Genomic DNA, 19,771 nt, shown 5'->3' with positions numbered 1-19,771 from the left:
GGAATCGACACGCACCCACATCCCGGCAAACCAGCACTCACGAGCGCCCCCGTGCACGTCTGGTCCACACGCAGCAGTCCCGACATCTAAACAACCTCGCCAATCTTTTCCCAGCCCAGTACCCGCACATCCTTCCGCTGGTGCTCGCCCTCTCCCCCGTAAATCAGCGTAGGAGAACGGGCCATGTCACCGGCCAGCACGGTCCAGCGCTCCAGCCCGGTGAAGAAATCCCGGTTCAACGTCTGCCCGGACTTGATCTCCACCGGCACCAGGCCACCCGCCCACTCGATCAGCAGGTCGACCTCATTACCGTTGCTGTCGCGCCAGAAGTGGAAGAGCGGCGGCTCGCCGCGATTGAGAAAGGCCTTGCGCAGCTCCGAAATCACGTATGTCTCGAACACCTGCCCGCGCAACGGATGCACCACCAGCTGTTCCGCCGCCTGAACCCCCAGCAACCAGCACAACAACCCGGTGTCGTGGAAATACAGCTTCGGCGACTTGATCAGCCGCTTGTTGAAATTCGCATGGTGCGGCCTCAGGAGAAACAGCACATAGCTGGCCTCCAGCACCGAGATCCACGCCTTGGCCGTGTTGTGGGTAATACCGCAATCGGTCGCAAGGGATGACAGGTTCAACACCTGACCACTGCGCCCGGCACACAGCCGCACAAAGCGCTGAAAGGCGTCCAGATCCTGCACCTGGAGCAATTGCCGCACATCCCGCTCCACGTACGCCGTCACATACGCCGGAAACCAGTGCCGTGGAGACACCGGCCGGTCATACAGTGCCGGGTAACCACCGGTAAACATCATCGCATCCAGAGCCGTTGGTGCCTGCCCGGCCTCCACCAACTCCGCATGGCTCAACGGCAGCAACTCCACAAAGGCCGAACGCCCGGCCAGCGACTGCGAAATCCCCGACATCAACCCGAACTGCTGCGACCCCGTGAGCAGAAACCGGCCCATGCGACCATCGCCGTCCACATGCGTCTGCAGATAAGAGAACAACTCCGGTGCCCGCTGAACCTCGTCCAGCACCGCCCCATCGGGGCACTGCGACAGAAACCCGCGCGGATCATCCAGCGCCAGCGCCCGCACATCTGGATCTTCCAAGGAACGATACGGGCGATCCGCCATCACCGAGCGTGCCAGCGTCGTCTTGCCGGACTGGCGCGGCCCCGTGACCGTGACGATGGGAAAGCCGCTCAACAGCTCCCTGACCAGCGTTTCGGCTATGCGCGTTATCATGCGCGTACGCTACCGCTATTTATGCAAACTGTAAATTGAGATAACCATTTGCATAGATCAACGCCGAACGGGGCCACCGCTCATACGCGTGACCAGCACTCGCCCCGGCATCCCTCAGCCCCCGTCATTACGAGGGCCCGAAGGGCCCGTCGCAATCTCGATCCACACCCCATCCACGGCGTGCAACCACCCACGCTCGCCAACCCAACCCCGTGTAGGAGGCCAGCCCCCTGGCCGATAACCCACGCCAGCCAACCCCATCGGCCAGAGGGCTGGCCTCCTACACCAACTGCTGCCCCCTGTGGGAGCGGGCTCGCCCGCGAAGCCCCCGCCAAAATGGCCCCCGAAAATAATCATCCCAATCTCGGGTTTGACGGGCAGCACCAAGGCACAACGTACCGTCGCGCTCCCCAAGCCGATTCCGATACCGCGTGGCACGCGCCGCCAGTGCCTTCATCAGACGGCCCATCGCCGCGACCTCCTCGCCCGGCCCCAGCAACAGGTGAACATGGTTGGTCATCAGGCAGTACGCATACACCCGAATCTCCAGCGCACTACTTAGCTCCCGCAGATCCTCCAGGTACCGCTCATGATCCTCGGGCCCGGCAAACACCACCTGCCGGTTATGTCCCCGCTTCACCACATGGTGCGGCATATGCGGCAATACCACTCGCACCATCCTTGGCATGCCTTCCCTCGCTGGTCATTCCTCTCGACCGCCACATCCGTGCATCGGAAAATAAATCTGTCCCGGTTTTAGCCACTACCGCAACAGCCGACGGTAAAGCGTCAGTAGCTTCTCCGCCTCCGGCGCCCAGCTGTACTCGCGTTCCACTGCCTCACGCCCGCGCCGACCCATGGCCTCGGCCTCTTCCGGGTGGGCCAGCAGCCACTCCATAGCCGCGGCGATCACGGCCGGGTCCTGCGGATCGACCAACAGACCGCATCCAGCGCCGTCCACGATCTCCCGCCACAGCGGGAAGTCGGACGCGATAATCGGCAGCCCAGCAGCCATGTATTCGAACATCTTGTTTGGCTGAGCATCCAGATGGTTCGGGGCCGGATGAAACAACACCAGCCCTGCCCGCACGTTCCCCAGGATCGCAGCCACCTCCGGGCGCGAGGCCCAGCCATGAAACACCACCCGCTGCCAGCCCGGTAGCGCGGCGAGTTCGTCGCCGTGGGTGGCGGGCGAGAACCCGCCGGCCAGTTGCAACCGACAGGCGGACTGACCTACACGGCCCGTGGCCTCCACCATATCCCGCGACCCGCGTATGCCCGTGATCCCACCGACATAGGCGAAGTGCGGCGGGCGCTGCTCGTACGGCACCGGGTCCGGCGCCACCAGCTCGGCCAGGATGGGGAAGTTCTGCACTGTAATGGTCTTGTGATCCGGGAAACGCCGCGCGATGGTCGGCGTGGCGGCAACGACACCGTCGAACACCCGCCCCGCCAGCCACTCGAACGCTTCCGCCGCCCAGGCCACCGGCCGCCGCAACCACGCCGAAATCCAGTGCTTGCCCAGGATCTGCCGGGGCACGTCCTCATGCACGTCGTACACCACCTTGATGCCCGACAGCTTCAGCGCCAGCCCCACCGGGATCAGCTCCGGATCATGAAAATGCGCCACCCGCGGCCGCACAGTACGCACCGCGCGGTACATCCGCCAAGCCCCCAACACCATCCGTCGACCACGCCCCCCTAGGGTCAACCCTGTATCCACCACCTCAACGATCGCAGCTTCATCACATTCGGACCCCTTCCCATCCTGAACATACAGGCCGACGTCCCCGTCAAGGTATTCGGCAAGCGAAGACACTTCCTTCACCCGGATGCGCGTATCACCCCGTGGGTGCACGGTCGTGAAGTGGATGATCTGTGTCATCGCCCGCCACCGTCATCTATGAGCACATCACTGTGCACCGCCGTCAACATCTTTGATTCCCTTTCCCCAAAGAGTCTGCATACTCGTTCCTTAAAGCCCTGACGCAGCGCGGCACCCTTGGTTTTCGTTAAATTAGATGCCAGGTCGCGCCTAGTCATATAAACGTTTTCGAAAACAATCGGGTCGTTCATGCTGCCAGGCCTTGAGGGTTTCCACCGGCGTCCGATGCCCCAGCGCCTTCTGGCCGATGTGATGGTTGTACAGCCGCTGGTAGTGCCGCAGCGCCTCGTCCAGGTGCTGGCCAGAGTTGAAGTGCCGCGTCCGCAGCAGGTCGGCGATGCGCCCGTTGAAGCGTTCGACCATGCCGTTGGTCTGGGGCCGCTTGGGCCGGATCAGGCGATGCTCGATCCCGTGTTCGGCGCACAGCCGGTCGAAGGGGTGATGCCCCGTGGGCTCGCGCTCGCCAGTCGCGGCAAAGCGGTCCGTGAACTCCTTGCCGTTGTCGGTGACGAGGTGGGTGAGTTGGAACGGCGCTTTCTCGAGAAGCTTCTTCAGAAAGCCGCGCGCGGCTTCGGCGCTCTTGGTGCGCCGCACATCCTGGTACACCCAGCGGCTGGCCCGGTCGATGGCGACGAACAGGTAGCCCCTCGAGGCCTGGTCCGCCATCTGCGGCAGGTACTTCACGTCGACATGCACAAAGCCCGGCACGTAGTCCTTGAATGGCTTGTGCGCCGGTTCCTCGGGTTCCCCGTCGCGTTCCCGCTGCAGGGCCCGCACGTCAGCCACGCCGTGCCGGCGCAGGCAGCGCGCCAGCGCCGCCCGGCTGAGATCCGGGTTCAGGAACTCGCGCGCCACGATCAGCAGGTCATCCAGCGACAGCAGGGCCACTTCCCGCACCTGGATCACGATCGCCTCCTGCTCCGGCGTCAGGGTCGTGTGCAGCCGTTTGGGGCAGTGCGACCGGTCTTCCACGTCCCGGCGGTAGCGCCACTTGCGCACGGTCATGCGGGTAATGCCGTAGCGCCGGGCCAGCTCGGGATCGCTCACGCCCGGCGGCGCTTCCTGCAGCTCCCGCCGAATCTGGGGTGTGGTCCGCGCGTTCGAATGGATCGTGCTCGCCATGCTATCCGTCTTGCGTGGGGTCGTCGCACACGCTACTCAGCCACTCCCGGGCACGAAACAGGGGCGCCTTCTCGTGCGGTATAGAATCATCCGTTACCCAACACCTAAGCCCCTTGCAACAAGTGCTCAACGATCCGTTCCGCGGCCTTTCCACCCCCGTACAATTCGCCGTCGTCCTTGACAGGACGTGCCAGATGCCGCGAAGCCGCCTGCTCGATACGACTAGCGTCGGCACCAACCAGCTCATTCGCGCCAATCTCGACGAGTTCCACCCACTCGGTCTGATCCCGCATAGTCACGCACGCCTTGCCGAAGAAAAACGCTTCCTTCTGTACACCGCCACTGTCGGTCATCACTAAATCGCAGTGATCTAGCAGCCAGATCATCTCAAAGTAACCGACCGGGTCAATCGTGTGGGTCAGCAACTCCAGGCCCTGTCGGGTGATCGCAGCACGAGTCCGTGGGTGCAGGGGCAAAAGAACCGGAGCCACGTCACGGTGAACGGCATTTAAGGCCTTGACGATTGCCGCGAGGCGTGTCGGATCATCCGTGTTTTCGGCCCGGTGCAATGTAACCAGAATGAACGGATTCGCCAGACGGCCTTCTTCCTTACCTCCTTCCACCTGATCCTGCCTGCGCAACAACACCTCCGGTAGATCGGAGGGACGCATGGCTCGTTGCGCGAAGAACAAGGCGGCATCCTGCATGACATCACCAACCTTGAGAACATGAGCCCACTTGTCACCGAAGCCTTCTCTTTCAAGGTTGTGCACCGCCGAGCCAGTGGGACAGAACAGGAAATCACTGACTTGATCGGTGAGAATGCGATTGATCTCCTCGGGCATACGCATGTTGAAACTACGCAAGCCCGCTTCGACATGAGCGACCGGAACATGAAGCTTCGCCGCAGCCAAGGCTCCGGCTAGCGTTGAGTTCGTATCACCATAAACCAACACCCGGTCGGGCTTCTCCGAAAGTATCACCGCCTCGATCTGCTCGAGCATCCGGCCAGTCATCGCCCCGTGCGACCCTCCGTGAATGTCGAGTTGCACATCAGGGCGTGGAATCCCGAGCTGATCAAAAAAAACGTCGGACATGTTGGCGTCGAAGTGTTGACCCGTGTGAAGGAGAATTTCGTGAATCCCCTCCCGTGCCTGGATAGCTTTTGAAACAACACTCGCCTTGATGAACTGTGGCCGAGCACCAATAATCGTCAGAATCTTCATATAATGGTTAGAGCCCTTTTTATACGAAGCATCAATGAATGCCCCGAACTATTTCCTCTTTTTCGCCGATGCGAAGCGCTTGATTCCGTTTGCCAGCGCTTTGCAAATGCTCGCAAAAATACCGTTCAAAAACGACACGATCGCCAACACGAGTAGAATTTTCGCGTATTCACCAAGGCCGCCGACCACCAGGTTACCCGCAATGCTCAGGAAAAGTATCAGCCGAATCCACATTCATAAGGGCAGGGCCAACCCGCCCTTTATCTCGGCAAACGTCCTTTACCCCGGGATGCGTTTCACTCTCCTAAGCTACTACTGGTAGGCTTCAAGCAGAGCGGGTTCGAATTTCGACCAAGACATCTCCGACGAAAACCTTTCGCAGTTCTTCCTCCACCTGGCAAGGTCGTCCTCGTTGATATTTTCCAAGGCCGACAACACATCGGACGCCGAGAAATCTCTCGGGAGCAGAGTACCGATATCCCATGCCCGGATCATCTTGCCCATCTCAATGAGGTCGGTGGCCAAGATCGGCACCCCGGCGTTCGGGTACTCCCAAAGCTTGTTCGGCGTGCAATACAGATGGTTCAAGCTCGTGTTTTCGTACGGAATAACACCGAGTGTCGCCCCTGAAGTCCAGGCCACAAGGTTATCTTGAGAGACAGGGGGGAGAAGCTCGACCGCAGACCGACCTTGCTCCCGCCCCTGATTCAACTTAGAAGAAACGTGAGAAATCATATCTTCTAGCTTCCCCCAACCCATAAAAACGATCGTCCAATACGGGGGAAGGTCTGATGCAGCTTCTAACAGAACCTCAATCCCACGCCCCGGCGAAAATCCGCCCTGAAACAATAAGACTTTTTGTGAACCTTCCAAACCAAGCGTTTTCTTGATTTTATTTTCGGAGCATGAATCTGACGAATATCCACCTTTACGTGAGCCATCATAATTCAGCATTGTTGCATTCATAACGACCGACGCCGAGGGCAAGCGTGGAAATTTTTGGGCGTAGATCTCCTTAAAGCTATCGCTAATGGTTACGAAGGAGTCAATCTTACGCGAGGCTGTGCGCATCAATTCCCTTATGTAAACACGCTCCATGCAACTTGAGTAGGCAACCTCATCATATAACTCATGGGCATCCCAAATTAACTTCACTGACGGATTTTCTTTTTTATAGCGCAGACCGGGTATCAACGCGATTAGGTCATGACAATGAACGTAATCATATTCCTCAGATTTTATCGCATTAAATAAAGCACCGCCAACCCGTTCAAACGCTGCTTTTCTCTTGACGTACCCAACTTTCTCAAAAAGCAGAGGCCAAGCAGCATATGCTATTAAAAGCAAGCTTAGGAACATTAGCACCAGCAGGCTAAATTTACCCGGATCGGAAGAGCCACCAATGAATACGCCGGCGAGGACGGCAATCAAGCCAAACAAAACACCGGAAGACCCTTTTACAATCTTCTTTAAATCATTCCGAAACTTGTTAACAGCGTTCACTGAACGAAGTATAATCTTGTATATATGAAATTGATAACCTAACTTTGTGCACCGAGACGTAAGATCTATAAGTGTAAACGATCGACATCCTTCGATCTTTTTTGCCATCACCTCCCTGTCCGTTTTGACACCATAAACATCAACCGCTAATCCCGACTCCCACAACGTCTTAACCTCTTTCAGGACTCGGGCATCCTTAATCACACTATTGTGAACAATAACCGCGACGCGTGTGGCATTTTCTCTCATCTTATCATCCTCGCATACTGATCGATTTCAGGACCTCAGCGTGTCAGGCGACAAACACGCCCACGCCTAGTCAAGGTCAGGAGACATATATTAGGAATCGACGCCAACGCCGCCAAGTCGATCTGACACACGCGTGATTACCATAAAAGCTCGCACTCAAGGACGGATCAACATCTTACCGGCAACTGCATGCTCTTTTACTAGAAGCTGCCAACATCCCCGTGGACACACAGACGATCAATGCAAAATGTCCTCAGCATTTTGAAATTGCTTGAGAACTTTCCCCCGATTTAAAGCATTCAGAAGGTCCTGAGGGCTTGCGAAGACCAAATCATTTTTGCGGAGAAAAATATCGTTATTGTGCAACCAGCTTTTTGCAATCCTAATCAATCGTCTGTCAAGCTCTGGGTCGTCGTATGAAGAGGTCCTTGCTAAATAAATTAGGGCCATGATGTGCTGTGTATGGTAGTGATTTTTCCCGTCCTGTTTGGCAAAGTTGGTTGGATAACCACATATCAATTCAGAGTCATCATAATCACTCAAACTAACCTTTACCGCACTCAAATCTCCGTCCAACGCATGTGACTTAAGCTCACGCCACTCACCCGTTCCGTCCGGTGTTGCGCGGTAAGGATCATAACCATCATCACGAATCTTCAGAGTAAATTCACCACGTGAATATACATAAACGTCGAAAAGGCCAGAGCAAGTTAGACCCATTGTAGAGCGCCGCCCGGCCTGCCTCAGAATGCGCACATCGAAGCCGGAGAGAACACGTTCATAGTCACGAACCGGAAACACTTGGTAGTTGCTTAAGCGGGAATCTTTTGCTTTATAAAAAACACCATATTCAGCATTATCTGAAACATGATCCAAAACAACTCGATGAGGAGAAGTATCTGAGTATCTGCTTATTTTTCTTTTATTATCGTACCAAACATCGCTATTATCTGCGAAAAAAACAAGGTTATCGTGAATATATTCAGCAACGTCCTGATCAGCCCGGACGAGGGCATAGTCGTTCAGATGCAATAAAGAGTGCAACCATCCGTTCAATATTATTTCCGGATTCGACTGAAAGAGAGGGAGTTCTAACTGAGCCACACCCAGGTTAACGCCGCCGATATCATGCGGCAGCATCAGCCCCTTCAGAACTTTCAAAAGGGCCTCATCTAGCTGCTTTGTTGGCGTTTTCTTAAATTGATTCAATAATCCAGCGAGGATCTCACTCTGACTAATCGCACTGTACATGAGATGCGGGCCACTCATGCGATTTAGCGCATATCGGTTTGGGTAATAGAAAGCGACACCGCCATTCGGCAAGTCGACGGAAACCTTAGACAAGGCGTTCGAGATCGCCTCTGGGACATTTTGGTTGTATATCCAGCGACCAAAAACCATCGGATGAAAGACGTATTCGTTGGGATTGTCGTTTTGCCAGTATTTAGCGTATGGAACCCCATGATGAAGAACGACCGATTGCTTGTTACCGTACATTTCAAAGTCGGTAGACTTCACTCCGATCTCAACCACCTTATCGGCATAAGCCATAGCCTGCTCTGAAGGTTGAAATGGTCTAGGTGTATAGCAGCTCCCCCCCCCCCCCAAAAGCTCGCATGCCATTTTGTGCATATTCGGATCTCCAAAACCAAGAGATGGAAGGAATAACAATGTCGCTGTCAACAGATTTTTCCGCATACTCATAAAAGCCGGGCCACTGTGCCTTTCAAACAATTGGCAACGCGCTCCATGGAGCTTGACGCGAGATAAGGGTGCATAGGAAGACTAATTACTGCCTCGGCAGCTCGATCACCCCCGGGTAGATATATGGACTGATCGCTCACCGCTGGCTGCTTGTTGAGCGGAATCGGATAGTGGACCGCGGTTGGAATGTCTTCCTCCTTGAGAGCCGCCTGCACCGCCTCACGATCGGAGACACGAATGGTGTACTGCGCCCAAGCGCTACAGTTATGTTCCTTGATAACTGGAGTTTGGCCACGGAATGCTTGGACCGACTCTGAAGAGGGTTCTGTCAGTGGCTGTCCGTGAATGTCCGTGGCCGACAAGAGCTTGTTGTATCGAGCGGCAACCTCGTTTCTAAGCGCCAGCTCTTCTTCCAGGATTTCAAGCTTGGGCAGCAAGATAGCCGCTTGCAGGGTATCCAGGCGGCTATTCACTCCCACACGGAGATGGTGATACCGCCGGTCCTGCCCGTGACGGGCGATCTGGCGAAGTTTTGTGGCCAGTTCTTCATCGTTGGTGAAGAGTGCGCCGCCATCCCCGTAGGCCCCCAAGGGCTTGCTGGGGAAGAAGCTGGTGGTACCGATGGTGGTCAGGTTGCAGGAGCGCTTGCCCTTGTAGGTCGCACCGAAGCTCTGCGCGCCGTCCTCGATGACCGGGATGCCGTGCTTTTCCGCAATCGCATTGATCTCATCGAAGTCGGCACACTGCCCATAGAGCGAAACCGGGATGATTGCGCGTGTCTTTGAAGTGATCGCGGCTTCAATCTTTGCCGGATCCATGTTGTAGGTAACGGGATCGATGTCAACATAGACCGGTTTTGCACCCAGTACGGCTGGCGTTTCCGCGGTGGCGATGTAGGAAAAACCGGGAACGATAACCTCGTCGCCCGGGCCGACACCGACGGCCATCTGCGCAATCTGCAGGGCATCCGTGCCGTTGGCGCACGAGATGCAGTACTTTGCCCCAGTGAAGTCAGCCAGCTTTTCTTCCAGCTCGGCCACTTCCGGGCCAAGGATGTACTTGCCGTGAGCGAGCACCCGCTGGATGTTCGCGTCGATCTTGTCCTTGATGCGTGCCTGCTGCGCGGCGAGGTCGATGAACTGCATATTTTTTGATCTTCGTTTTGGTCTCACGCGAAGGCGCTAAGACGCTAAGGGTTGTTGGGTTCCACGCGTATGGGCTGACGGCACGTCCCTGCCACACCCACTGTCGTTCTTTATTTTGGTGACTGTTTGCCTTAGTCGAGAGTCACTCAGCCGTTACTTGGCCACCGGAGAGCTTATAGCGCCTGCCCGTGTGCTCACAGACTGCCTCACCATCCCCTTCCAGGGGCAGGTCGAGGCGTTCGCCGTATTCGCTCATCCAGCCGATCTGTTTGGCGGGGACGCCGACCATCAGGGCGTAATCGGGTACGTCTCGGTTGATGACGGCACCGGCACCGATGAAGGCATAGCGTCCGACGGTGACGCCGCAGACGATGGTGCAGTTTGCACCTAACGTGGCGCCCTGCTTGACGAGGGTAGGACGGTACTCGTCCTTGCGCGATACCGCCGAGCGAGGATTGTAGACGTTGGTGAAGACCATGCTCGGCCCGCAGAAGACGTCGTCCTCTAGGGTGACGTCGTCGTAAACCGAGACGTTGTTCTGCACCTTGACGTTGTCGCCGATCTCGACGCGGTTTCCGACGAATACGTTCTGGCCGAACGAGCACTTCTTGCCGATCCGCGCTCCTCCACAGACATGTACCCAATGCCAGATGCGGGTGCCTTCGCCGAGCTGCGCGCCGTCATCGACGATGGCGGTGGGATGGATGGTTGTAGTCATTGAATTAGCCACGGATGTTCACGGATGGACGCTGATGGTCACGGGTTTTGGGTAGTCACGGATGATCACGAATTCACCTGGATGCCTTACAGGACGAAGCGTTTGATTTGCGCCCGGGACTGGCCGAAGTTGATCAGCAGGCCGAGCGGAATGCCGGTGGCCCGCAAATAGTTGAGCACTTGCGCTTGGTGCTCCGGTGCCAGCTTGCTACAGGCCTTCAGCTCCAGCAGCACGCGTTTCTCGACGAGGATATCGGCAACGTACTCGCCAACTGCTTGTCCCTTGTAGCAGACCTTTACGGGCTGCTGTGTCTGCACCGGGAGCCCCGCATCACGCAGTTCGATTGCCAGGGCGTTTTCATACACTCGCTCCAGGAACCCCGGTCCAAGTTCATTGGACACCGCGAAGACACAGGACCGGATCCGATAGGTCAGATCCTCTTCAACAAGCGTTCCCTGCTCGTCCATATCCATTCGCCCTTCATCCGTTTTCATCCGTGAACATCCGTGGCCGGCTTTTTGCCCTTGGTCGTCAGTAATCCAGCGGCAGAGGCGTCTGGCGGCCGTCGCGGGCGGAAAGATACGTGGCGATGAGAATTTCCAGGGAGCGCAGGCCCTCACGACCATCGGTTTCCGGGTCGGCTTCGCCGCGCAGGCTGTCGATCACGTTTTCGTAGTACGCCGGGTGGCCAAAGCCGTAGACCGAGGTGGTCTCGTAATTGGCCTCCTTCACCTTGGCGTCTTCGGGCTGCTCGTCCGCGAACTCCCAGTGCTGGATCTCGTTCACCGCAACGCCACCCACGCGTACCGTGCCCTTCTCGCCGAGGATGGTGATGGAGCCTTCCAGGTTCTTCGGGTAGGTGAGCATGGTGACGGCCATGCTGCCCAGAGCGCCGTTGCGCCAACGAACGTTGAGCACGCCGGAGTCTTCGACCTCGATCAGGCGATCCTGCGTGGCAGTGTAGGCCTGCACGCTCTCCACCGGGCCGATCAGCCAGTCGAGAAGATCCACGTAGTGGCTGGCCTGGTTCATGAAGGCTCCGCCGTCGAACTCCCAGGTGCCGCGCCATTTCGCGCTGTCGTAGTACTCCTGCGGGCGCGTCCAGAAGACGTTCAGGTTGACCATGAAGATGCGGCCGAAGCGGCGCTGCTCCACTGCGCGTTTGAGCAGTTGCAGCGTGGCGTTACGCCGGTTCTGTTTGACCACGAACAGCCGCACACCCGCATGGTCGCACGCTTCCACCATGGCTTTGGCGTCCGCCCAGCGCGTGGCCATGGGCTTCTCGGTGATCACGTGCTTGCCGGCCTCGGCGGCCAGGATGGCCTGGCGGGCATGTACGCCGCTGGGGGTGCAGAGGACAACGCCGTCCAGGCCCGGGTCCTGTTCGAGAAGATTGCTCAAATGACGATATCCGGGGGCGCCGGTACGCGCCTCGGCCTGGGCCAAGGCAGCCGGGTCGATGTCGCAAACGGCGGCCAGTTCGATGTTCTCGGCGTGCTTTTCAAGCGCGTCGATATGCTTCTGGGCAATGCGGCCACAGCCGACCAGGGCCAGGCGGATGCGGCGATCGGTAATGGGCGTGAACTGATGAATCATGGGGTTCCCTGTGTTGGATGGGCTCAGGCGCGAACGATCTTCGGGTCGGTACGATCCCGGTAGACCCCGCGGGTATCGAGGATCAATGGCGCGTATTTCTGGACCTGGTCGTAGTCCACCGCAGCGTGATCGGTGGCGATGAGTACACAGTCCTGTGCCGCCAGGGTTTCTTCGCTGATCGGCGTGTGCTCAAGATCGAACTGGTGCTCACGCATGGGGGGAAAACTGGGCACGTGTGGATCGGAATAGGCCAGGACGGCGCCCTGCTCGCGCAGGTATTCCATCATCTCGACCGCCGGGGATTCCCGCATATCGTCCACGTTCTTCTTGTAGGCGATGCCAAGGATCAGGATGCGGCTGCCGTGGACGGCCTTGCCGCGTGCATTGAGCGCGTCGGCGAGTTTGCGCAGCACCCACTCCGGCATGCCGCTGTTGACCTCGCCGGCGAGCTCGATAAAGCGGGTATTGAGCCCGTACTCACGCGCCTTCCAGGTGAGGTAAAAGGGATCGATAGGGATGCAGTGCCCGCCCAGGCCCGGCCCCGGGTAGTACGGCACGAAGCCGAACGGCTTGGTGGCGGCTGCATCAATGACCTCGTAGATGTCAATACCCATACGGTCGGCGACCATCTTCATCTCGTTGACGAGGCCGATGTTCACCGCGCGGTGGATGTTCTCCAGGAGCTTGGTCATCTCCGCGGCACGGGCACTGCTGACCGGTACCACCCGATCCACCACCTGGCCGTACAGGGCCTGTCCCACCTCCTGACATGCGGGGGAGTATCCGCCGCAGACCTTGGGGATCGTCTGGGTCTTGAAGTCGGGGTTGGCGGGGTCTTCGCGTTCCGGGGAATAGACAAGGAAGATCTCCTCCCCCACCTTAAGTCCACCGGAGCCGATGCGCGGGGCCAACTCCTCTTCGGTCGTACCCGGATAGGTGGTGCTTTCCAGCGAGACCACCTGGCCCGAACGCAAATACGGGACGACGGCATCCGTGGTGCCCACCACATAGGACAGATCCGGTTGGCGATAGCGGTCCAGTGGCGTGGGGACACAGATGATCAGGGCGTCCGCCTGCGATGCCCGTGACATGTCGCTTGTGGCCTCGAACAGACCGCCGCTGACCGCATCGGCAATCTGGTCGCCGTGGATGTGCTCGATGGGGCTTTGCCCCGCGTTCAGCTGCTCAACCTTGGAGGGGTCGTTATCGAACCCGAGCACATGGTAGCCCAGCTCCACATAACGAAGCATGAGGGGCAGACCGACATAGCCCAGCCCAATGATGCCGATGATGGCGCTGCGCTCTTCCAAGCGCTTGATCAGTTCCTGTTGTGCAGACATTCCGTTGTATTCCACTAGATGTTTTGGTTCGTTGGCCCGGTTGGACCGATTCCATTACTGAGAGGACTAACCGCTGAACGTACAGGCTCGGCGCTTCGGCCCAGCCGGGATGGCAAACTAGAGAAGTGGCATGACTCCACCCAGTTTCAGCACGGGCTGTAATTATATTCGGGATCGCCAGGGTACCGCTCTGCACCGCGCGGGAGCCGCAGCAGCTCGTCCTAGTCGCGCATGCCCCCGGGAATAAGTTGCCCCGGCCATTCCCGCCGAACTCCTGATCACCAAGCACGGTTCGCTTTCGTTATTGTCGATGCCTATACACTCGGCCACCCCGAATTCTTCCAGTGCCTGCCGCACCAGTTCGCGCCCGATGGTGCCGCATGCACCCGTGATCAGAATTCTCTTGTTGTTTCAGCTGGTTCAATTTCGCATCCCTGTTTGTCGCAGCGGAGCCAGTCACCCTGCTAAAAAAACTCTTGAACCCCTGCAAGAGTAACTGCTTTCAGGGGAATGTTTATCCAAATACTCCAACTATTCGCCCGCGCCCTCCCGGCGCTGGCGCAGCCTACCGAACTTCACCGATGGACGGAAGCCACACGCTCTCACTACCGCGACTCGTTCCCGGCTCGCTCCAATTGGTCGAGACTATCCCGGATGGGCTTGAGCTTTCTGGTCGCATCGAGGTAATGCTTGGCCTTCAGGTCTCTTTCAAGGTCGGCCGTCAAGGCCGCTAGATCAAGAGTGATATCCGATACATTCTGGAGTAGGGAATCGCCGTTTCGAATCACCTCGGCAGCGTGCTTCAGGTCTTCACTACCCTTGGAGGATGCAGGCCAACCCACACCAGCGGGCTCCATTGCCCAGCGCCCCCAGTGAAGCGCCACACCTGCTCCATCTTGCGTCGCGATCACGGTGGCTGGCTTGAGGTCGGGGTTGTGAAATACCATCGGCGCGTTTCTCAGATGCTCCTGCCATTCAGGCAGGCGTTCGACCAGGGCCCGCAGGTGCTCCTCTGAGCATCCATCCGTGGCAATGCGCAGGGAATCGAGCAAGGGGGCATCCATACGCTGCCAGAGTCGGGCCCGCGACCGGCCATATTGAGCAACCATCGCTTTTCCGGGCAAGAGCTGGAGCAGCCGTGTGCGCACGTCGAGCAGGAGGGATTGCGGATTTTGCGCAGTACTCCCCTGCCCATCATCGAGCTTCAGCACATGGCAGCGATAACCCCGAACCGATGTCGCACCCACCCACCCCGGGGCCGGTAGCCCCCTGGGTGCGGCGCTCAGCAGTGCGGCTTCATGCCGAGCCTGGCCCATGCTCTTGTCCTCGAAGAGCTTGACCAGGTAAGTACCGCCGCCCGCAACCTCGCAGCGCAAAGCGAAAACTCCGGAAACCATCAGTTCTTGCCAGCGCACAACAACGTCCGCAGTCGACGACTCTTCGGCGAGATCGTGGAGAACCCTTGGGATCCACTGCGCACGCTCTTCCGGAAAGAGAAGATCCATCACACTGGCGCCCTGCAGAACAGTGGGCGGGTGATAGGCGGCGCGATGAAAGAACAATGCATCCAGTTTCGAGCGCTGCTGGTACAAGTCGTTGAGCGAGGGGACTAGAGCGCCCAGCCGGTTGAAGCCCTGGCGCGAGAGCAGCAAGGCGATGATCGCAGGGATCAGCCCTGGGGGGTCGCGATAGAGAAAATCCACGACCAGATACCCGAAGGCCAGCATGAAACCGACAGCAGCCATCACGGCCGTCCATGACGCCAGTGAGGCCTGTACCTTCTCGCGCATTGCCGAACTGAGCAACAGCAGCGCTACCAACGAACCACCCGCGAGCGCGGCATAGATCACCATCAACCAGCCTACCGCTGGATATAGCCACAGCAAGAGCAGGATCGCCAGCAGCACAAACACACCACCCGCGAGTGCGGCGGCATAACGTTTGTACGACCGGCTGGCCACCTGATCCTGCCCCTCGAACAGAACCATCTTGCGACTGCGAGCAAGCAAGCGGGTAGCACCGCGTTCCGCCCCCCACGCAATCACCCGCTCCGCGAGCAAATAGAGGAGGTAGAAGGCGATCGTGGCGATCGTGAGCCAGATAATCAGGGCATCGCGATCAACCCGCTCGAAAGCCGGGGGGAAGTACCGCGGAATACCGTCTGAACCGAGCAGGATGATGACCTTGAGAGGCAGAAAGAACGCAAGCAACAAGGCAATTTGGGAGACCAGCGTCGCGGCCACAACAGTACTTGTGGCTGCCGGCACCGCCCAGAAGAACTTGGCGCCCAGGCGGCTGCTCCATTTCAGACTGTCCAGGATGGATCGGATCAAGGGGTTGTTCGCTGGTTGGTTGGTGTTGTTTTCAGTAACCGGGGAGATCCCGGCTCTTCGCTTCGCTACGGCCGGGACGACCGTTTACCGGCGGTGGCTCCGGACCTGTAGGAGCCGAGCCCTCTCGGCGATTGGGGTGCTGGACAGGCCCGATCGCCCAGTGGGCTGGGCTCCTACAGGTATATGGGCCGGTGCTGTTTACGGGTTGCGGATGAAGCCCATGGCTTCGAGCTTGAGCAGGATGCGGTGGGCGGCTTCGTCCGGGGCCATGTCGCGGGTGTCGATGCGCAGTTCCGGGTGTTGCGGCTCCTCGTAGGGGTCGTTGATACCCGTGAATTCCTTGATGAGGCCGGCGCGGGCCTTGGCGTAGAGGCCCTTGCGGTCGCGCGCCTCACAGGTCTCCAGCGGGGTGGCGACGTGGACCTCCAGGAAGCCGCCGTGCTGCTCGATGCGTTCGCGCACGCGGCGGCGCATGTCGGTGTACGGGGCGATGGGGGCGCAGATGGCGCAGCCGCCGTTCTTGGTGATCTCGCTGGCCACATAGCCGATGCGCTGGACGTTGATGTCGCGGTGTTCCTTGGAGAAGCCGAGTTCGCTGGAGAGCTCCTTGCGCACGATGTCGCCATCCAGCAGCGTGACGGCGCGCCCGCCCAGTTCCATCAGCTTGACCCGCAGGGCATTGGCCATGGTGGACTTGCCGGAGCCGGACAGCCCGGTGAAGAACACGGTAAAACCCTGCCGGTGGCGCGGCGGGAAGGTGCGCCGCAGCTCCTGGATGACCTCCGGGTAGGAGAACCACTCGGGGATATCCAGGCCCTCGCGCAGGCGGCGGCGGAACTCGGGGTTGTCGAGATTGAGCGTGTGTTCGCCTTCGCGTACCTCGTTGGCCGGCACGAAATCGGCGCGGTCCTGCACATAGGTCATCGCCTGAAACGGGACCATCTCGATGCCGATTTCGTCGGCGTGGCGCCGGATCAGTTCCTGCGCCTCGAAGGCGCCATAGAAGGTCTGGCCATCCGGGCCCGGGTCGGGGCTGGCGTGGTCCTGACCGACGATCAGGTGTGTGCAGCCATAGTTGCGGCGGATGATCGCGTGCCACAACGCCTCGCGCGGGCCGGCCATGCGCATGGCCAAGGGCAGGAGGCTGAGCTGGGTGGTCTGCTCCGGGGCCTGGCGCAGCACGTGCTCGTAGCATCGCACGCGCACGAAGTGGTCCACATCGCCCGGTGCGGTCACGCCCACCGCCGGGTGAATCAGCACGTTGGCCTCGGTCTCGCGCACGGCGCGTCGGGTGAGCTCCACCTGCGCGCGGTGCATGGGGTTGCGGGTCTGGAAGGCGACCACGCGGTTCCAGCCGAGCTTCTGGAAGTACTCGCGCAGCTCCGTGGGGCTGTAGCGGTAGTTGCGAAAGTCATGGTGGACCGGGGGCTCCAGGCCGTGCAGCGTACCGCCCAGATTGACCGGGCCGGCGCGATGCATCAGCTCGTTGACGCCGGGGTGCGCGGTATCTCGGGTGCCATACACGAGCTGCACCTCGCGGGCGCGATCCGGCCACCAGCGATGCTCCACGTCCATCACGGCGATCAGCATGCCCTCGGCGTCGCGCAGGGCGATCCGGCTGCCCTCCTCCACCTGCGCGGCGAAGGCTTCGGTCACGTCCAGCGTGATCGGCATCGGCCACAGCGTGCCGTCGGCCAGGCGCATGTTCTCGAGCACGCCGTCGTAGTCCGCCGGGCCCATGAAGCCCGTCAGCGGGGAAAAGCCGCCATTCAGCAGCAGCTCAGCGTCGCACTGCTGGCGCTCCGTCAGATCCCAGGAGGGCATATCCCGCGCTGCTTCATTCAGTTCGCGGGCTGTCGCCTCGTCCACATACCGCTCGCAGAGCGTGCCGCCGTACGGCGCAATCAATTCCATTCCATCATCCGTTGTCGCCTTACCCCCCAGGAGGCCAGCCCTCTGGCCGATTAGGGCATTACCAGCACCCCATCGCGCAGAGGGCTGCGCTCCTACAGGGAAATGCCACCGCCATGCGGCGTGATCCATTCCATTCCGTCATGCGTTGTCGTTTTACCCCCCGTAGGAGGCCAGCCCTCTGGCCGATTGGGGCATCACCAACACCCCATCGCGCAGGGGGCTGCGCTCCTACAGGGGGGATTCGCCGTTTTGCTGGATGTCCACGCGTAGTTGCTCGATCTCGGTCATCAGCGCCTCGTGCTCGGCGCGTTTGCGTTTGAGCAGGTGATACGCCAAGCGTGCCTTCTCCTGCAGACCGCCCGGGGTCAGCTTGTACAGGTAGGCGGAGCGATTGTCGGATCGGCGGAAGTTCTGTGTCTTGACCCAACCGCGATCCAGCAGCGCCTTCAGCGCGTAGTGGGTCTTGCCAACGGAGAGCCCCAGCGCCCGCGCGATCTGCCGCTGGCTCATCTCGGGGTCCGCCTCCAGCAGGCGAAGTACCTGGTACTGGGTGTCGTCGTTGATCAACCTGCCGGTCCAAAGCCGCCCAGCGGCGACTGCGTTCACGCATTGAGCGCGCATTGGACCACGCACCATACCCCGCCGCAAGCCAACGCCTGTAGGAGGCCAGCCCCCTGGCCGATAGGGGTCTGGATACGCCCCAACGCCCACGGGGCTGGGCTCCTACGCAGTTAGCCAGCCTCGGGTGCGCATATCGTTCAGGAATGCCTTAACGACGGCCGTCAACGTGGGCACGAATTCATGTCCGGCCTGCAGAGCATCGGCCAGGGTGGCCGAATCCTCGATATATTCATGCACCATCTGGTTGCGCAGTTTTCGCATGGCCAGCCAGTCGTCGCTCGAGGGAATGAGCCCCAGCTTCTCGGCTCGGTCGAGGTTGTCGATAGCGGCGCCTTGGGAAACACTGATCAATGTACACACTCGCGTTGGTACCCCAGGTTTTCCGAGACAAGGCGCGGTGCGCAGCCGGTAGTGGTTCTACCGGCAAGAGCCGCAACGCAGGATCGGCGAACCTGGGGTACCAACCCCACCAACCTTTCAATGCAGGGGCTCGGCCGCTTTTGCGCGCGCACGGCGTTGCGGCTCCCTTGTGCAGAATGACTGCACGGCAGTCACCGCGCCTTGTTCGCACACAAAAGCGACTCGAGCGCGAGTGTGTACATTGATCAGTGTTTCCCTGAGTGTTCTCCCAGGACTTCGAGGTAGAGCGGGAGCAGCTTATCCCCCAGCGTATCCTGCAGGCGACCAAATCGGCTCACGAAGGCTTCCACTCGTTCAGCCTCGTCTACGTTCTCGGCGAGATCGCGCGCACGCGCCGGGGTGAACGGCTTGTTGAACACGCGCTGGTCGGTGGTCAGAAGATGCTGTTGTTCACGTTGGACTACACGCGCGAGAAACCGCAGACGTTCCAATTGTTCAGGCCCGATCTTCATAGAAGTCGCCCTTCTTTTTCGGCGGTGTTATGAACCGCGCTCCGCGTGATGTTCGGGGCGGAGAGGACAACGTCCACTGCACGCCCCTGGAGACGGCGGCTGATCATGGCCGAGAGACGCGCTGAAAGAACCGCCGGGCGCTCGACGGGTTCCTCCAGCTCGACCAACACGTCGACATCGCCGCCTCGCCGCGTATCGTCCAGACGCGAGCCAAACAGCCGAACACGGGCACTGGCACCGCATTCGCTGCGAACCACCTCGCGGATCGCTTTTACGTGCTGGGAACTAAGGCGCAT

15 protein-coding genes and 3 pseudogenes are annotated in these 19,771 nt (G+C 59.4%); all 18 read right to left on the bottom strand.

Annotated elements, in window-relative coordinates:
* Positions 1-86 precede the first annotated feature (86 nt).
* The 18 genes and pseudogenes from F627_RS0105240 to F627_RS16310 all read right to left on the bottom strand — a co-directional run bounded on the left by F627_RS0105240 (position 87) and on the right by F627_RS16310 (position 19,771).
* Positions 87-1,247, bottom strand: coding sequence for an ATP-binding protein (locus tag F627_RS0105240; RefSeq protein ID WP_026332034.1), 1,161 nt, complete (start codon positions 1,245-1,247; stop codon positions 87-89).
* A 382-nt stretch (positions 1,248-1,629) separates the two neighbouring features.
* A pseudogene (locus tag F627_RS15560) lies at positions 1,630-1,935 on the bottom strand (transposase); the annotation flags it as partial.
* Positions 1,936-2,010: 75 nt separating this feature from the next.
* Positions 2,011-3,066, bottom strand: coding sequence for a glycosyltransferase family 4 protein (locus tag F627_RS0105230; RefSeq protein ID WP_231370135.1), 1,056 nt, complete (start codon positions 3,064-3,066; stop codon positions 2,011-2,013).
* Between the two features lie 216 nt (positions 3,067-3,282).
* Complete coding sequence (locus F627_RS0105225) at positions 3,283-4,254, bottom strand: IS481 family transposase (protein WP_019583475.1); 972 nt, start codon at positions 4,252-4,254, stop codon at positions 3,283-3,285.
* A gap of 104 nt (positions 4,255-4,358) precedes the next feature.
* Positions 4,359-5,480: a non-hydrolyzing UDP-N-acetylglucosamine 2-epimerase gene (wecB, locus tag F627_RS0105220; protein WP_019583474.1), complete on the bottom strand. Its 1,122-nt coding sequence runs from the start codon at positions 5,478-5,480 to the stop codon at positions 4,359-4,361.
* A gap of 312 nt (positions 5,481-5,792) precedes the next feature.
* Complete coding sequence (locus F627_RS16325) at positions 5,793-7,232, bottom strand: glycosyltransferase family 4 protein (protein ID WP_081630720.1); 1,440 nt, start codon at positions 7,230-7,232, stop codon at positions 5,793-5,795.
* 237 nt (positions 7,233-7,469) lie between these two features.
* On the bottom strand, positions 7,470-8,915 hold the full coding sequence (locus F627_RS16880; RefSeq protein WP_155987094.1) for a hypothetical protein: 1,446 nt from the start codon (positions 8,913-8,915) through the stop codon (positions 7,470-7,472).
* 17 nt (positions 8,916-8,932) lie between these two features.
* A complete protein-coding gene (locus F627_RS0105210) occupies positions 8,933-10,081 on the bottom strand; it encodes a DegT/DnrJ/EryC1/StrS aminotransferase family protein (RefSeq protein WP_017926877.1) in 1,149 nt (382 codons plus the stop codon).
* Positions 10,082-10,223: 142 nt separating this feature from the next.
* Complete coding sequence (locus F627_RS0105205) at positions 10,224-10,799, bottom strand: acyltransferase (RefSeq protein ID WP_017926878.1); 576 nt, start codon at positions 10,797-10,799, stop codon at positions 10,224-10,226.
* A gap of 86 nt (positions 10,800-10,885) precedes the next feature.
* Positions 10,886-11,272 carry a GxxExxY protein gene (locus F627_RS0105200; RefSeq protein WP_017926879.1) on the bottom strand — a complete coding sequence of 129 codons (387 nt, stop codon included), beginning with the start codon at positions 11,270-11,272 and terminating at the stop codon, positions 10,886-10,888.
* Positions 11,273-11,330: 58 nt separating this feature from the next.
* Positions 11,331-12,395, bottom strand: coding sequence for a Gfo/Idh/MocA family protein (locus tag F627_RS0105195; RefSeq protein ID WP_019583472.1), 1,065 nt, complete (start codon positions 12,393-12,395; stop codon positions 11,331-11,333).
* A 23-nt stretch (positions 12,396-12,418) separates the two neighbouring features.
* On the bottom strand, positions 12,419-13,735 hold the full coding sequence (locus F627_RS0105190) for a nucleotide sugar dehydrogenase (RefSeq protein ID WP_017926881.1): 1,317 nt from the start codon (positions 13,733-13,735) through the stop codon (positions 12,419-12,421).
* A 605-nt stretch (positions 13,736-14,340) separates the two neighbouring features.
* Entirely contained in the window at positions 14,341-16,068 is a 1,728-nt protein-coding gene (locus F627_RS0105185; protein WP_019583471.1) for a hypothetical protein, read from the bottom strand.
* Positions 16,069-16,266: 198 nt separating this feature from the next.
* The gene (locus tag F627_RS0105180) at positions 16,267-17,982 is read right to left on the bottom strand and encodes a bifunctional sulfate adenylyltransferase/adenylylsulfate kinase (protein WP_019583470.1); all 1,716 of its coding nucleotides are present in this window, start codon (positions 17,980-17,982) and stop codon (positions 16,267-16,269) included.
* A 228-nt stretch (positions 17,983-18,210) separates the two neighbouring features.
* Positions 18,211-18,549: a MarR family EPS-associated transcriptional regulator gene (locus F627_RS0105175; RefSeq protein ID WP_018878726.1), complete on the bottom strand. Its 339-nt coding sequence runs from the start codon at positions 18,547-18,549 to the stop codon at positions 18,211-18,213.
* Positions 18,550-18,705: 156 nt separating this feature from the next.
* A pseudogene (locus tag F627_RS15555) lies at positions 18,706-18,936 on the bottom strand (hypothetical protein); the annotation flags it as partial.
* Positions 18,937-19,222: 286 nt separating this feature from the next.
* Positions 19,223-19,445: pseudogene (locus tag F627_RS16315) on the bottom strand (hypothetical protein); the annotation flags it as partial.
* Between the two features lie 26 nt (positions 19,446-19,471).
* Positions 19,472-19,771, bottom strand: a complete 300-nt coding sequence (locus F627_RS16310; protein WP_081630719.1) for a nucleotidyltransferase domain-containing protein — start codon at positions 19,769-19,771, stop codon at positions 19,472-19,474.

It is taken from the genome of Thioalkalivibrio sp. ALE16 (assembly GCF_000381305.1).
Taxonomy (GTDB): Bacteria; Pseudomonadota; Gammaproteobacteria; order Ectothiorhodospirales; family Ectothiorhodospiraceae; genus Thioalkalivibrio.
The sequence above is the reverse complement of the archived record's forward strand: the minus strand, read 5'-3'. Positions and strand labels throughout refer to the sequence as shown.

What these genes read in the sequence shown, in the direction of transcription:
- F627_RS0105240 (WP_026332034.1), bottom strand. Translation starts at nt 1,247, where the DNA reads ATGATAACGCGCATAGCCGAAACGCTGGTCAGGGAGCTGTTGAGCGGC.
- F627_RS0105225 (WP_019583475.1), bottom strand. Translation starts at nt 4,254, where the DNA reads ATGGCGAGCACGATCCATTCGAACGCGCGGACCACACCCCAGATTCGG.
- wecB (WP_019583474.1), bottom strand. Translation starts at nt 5,480, where the DNA reads ATGAAGATTCTGACGATTATTGGTGCTCGGCCACAGTTCATCAAGGCG.
- F627_RS16325 (WP_081630720.1), bottom strand. Translation starts at nt 7,232, where the DNA reads ATGAGAGAAAATGCCACACGCGTCGCGGTTATTGTTCACAATAGTGTG.
- F627_RS0105210 (WP_017926877.1), bottom strand. Translation starts at nt 10,081, where the DNA reads ATGCAGTTCATCGACCTCGCCGCGCAGCAGGCACGCATCAAGGACAAG.
- F627_RS0105205 (WP_017926878.1), bottom strand. Translation starts at nt 10,799, where the DNA reads ATGACTACAACCATCCATCCCACCGCCATCGTCGATGACGGCGCGCAG.
- F627_RS0105200 (WP_017926879.1), bottom strand. Translation starts at nt 11,272, where the DNA reads ATGGATATGGACGAGCAGGGAACGCTTGTTGAAGAGGATCTGACCTAT.
- F627_RS0105195 (WP_019583472.1), bottom strand. Translation starts at nt 12,395, where the DNA reads ATGATTCATCAGTTCACGCCCATTACCGATCGCCGCATCCGCCTGGCC.
- F627_RS0105190 (WP_017926881.1), bottom strand. Translation starts at nt 13,735, where the DNA reads ATGTCTGCACAACAGGAACTGATCAAGCGCTTGGAAGAGCGCAGCGCC.
- F627_RS0105180 (WP_019583470.1), bottom strand. Translation starts at nt 17,982, where the DNA reads ATGGAATTGATTGCGCCGTACGGCGGCACGCTCTGCGAGCGGTATGTG.
- F627_RS16310 (WP_081630719.1), bottom strand. Translation starts at nt 19,771, where the DNA reads ATGCGCCTTAGTTCCCAGCACGTAAAAGCGATCCGCGAGGTGGTTCGC.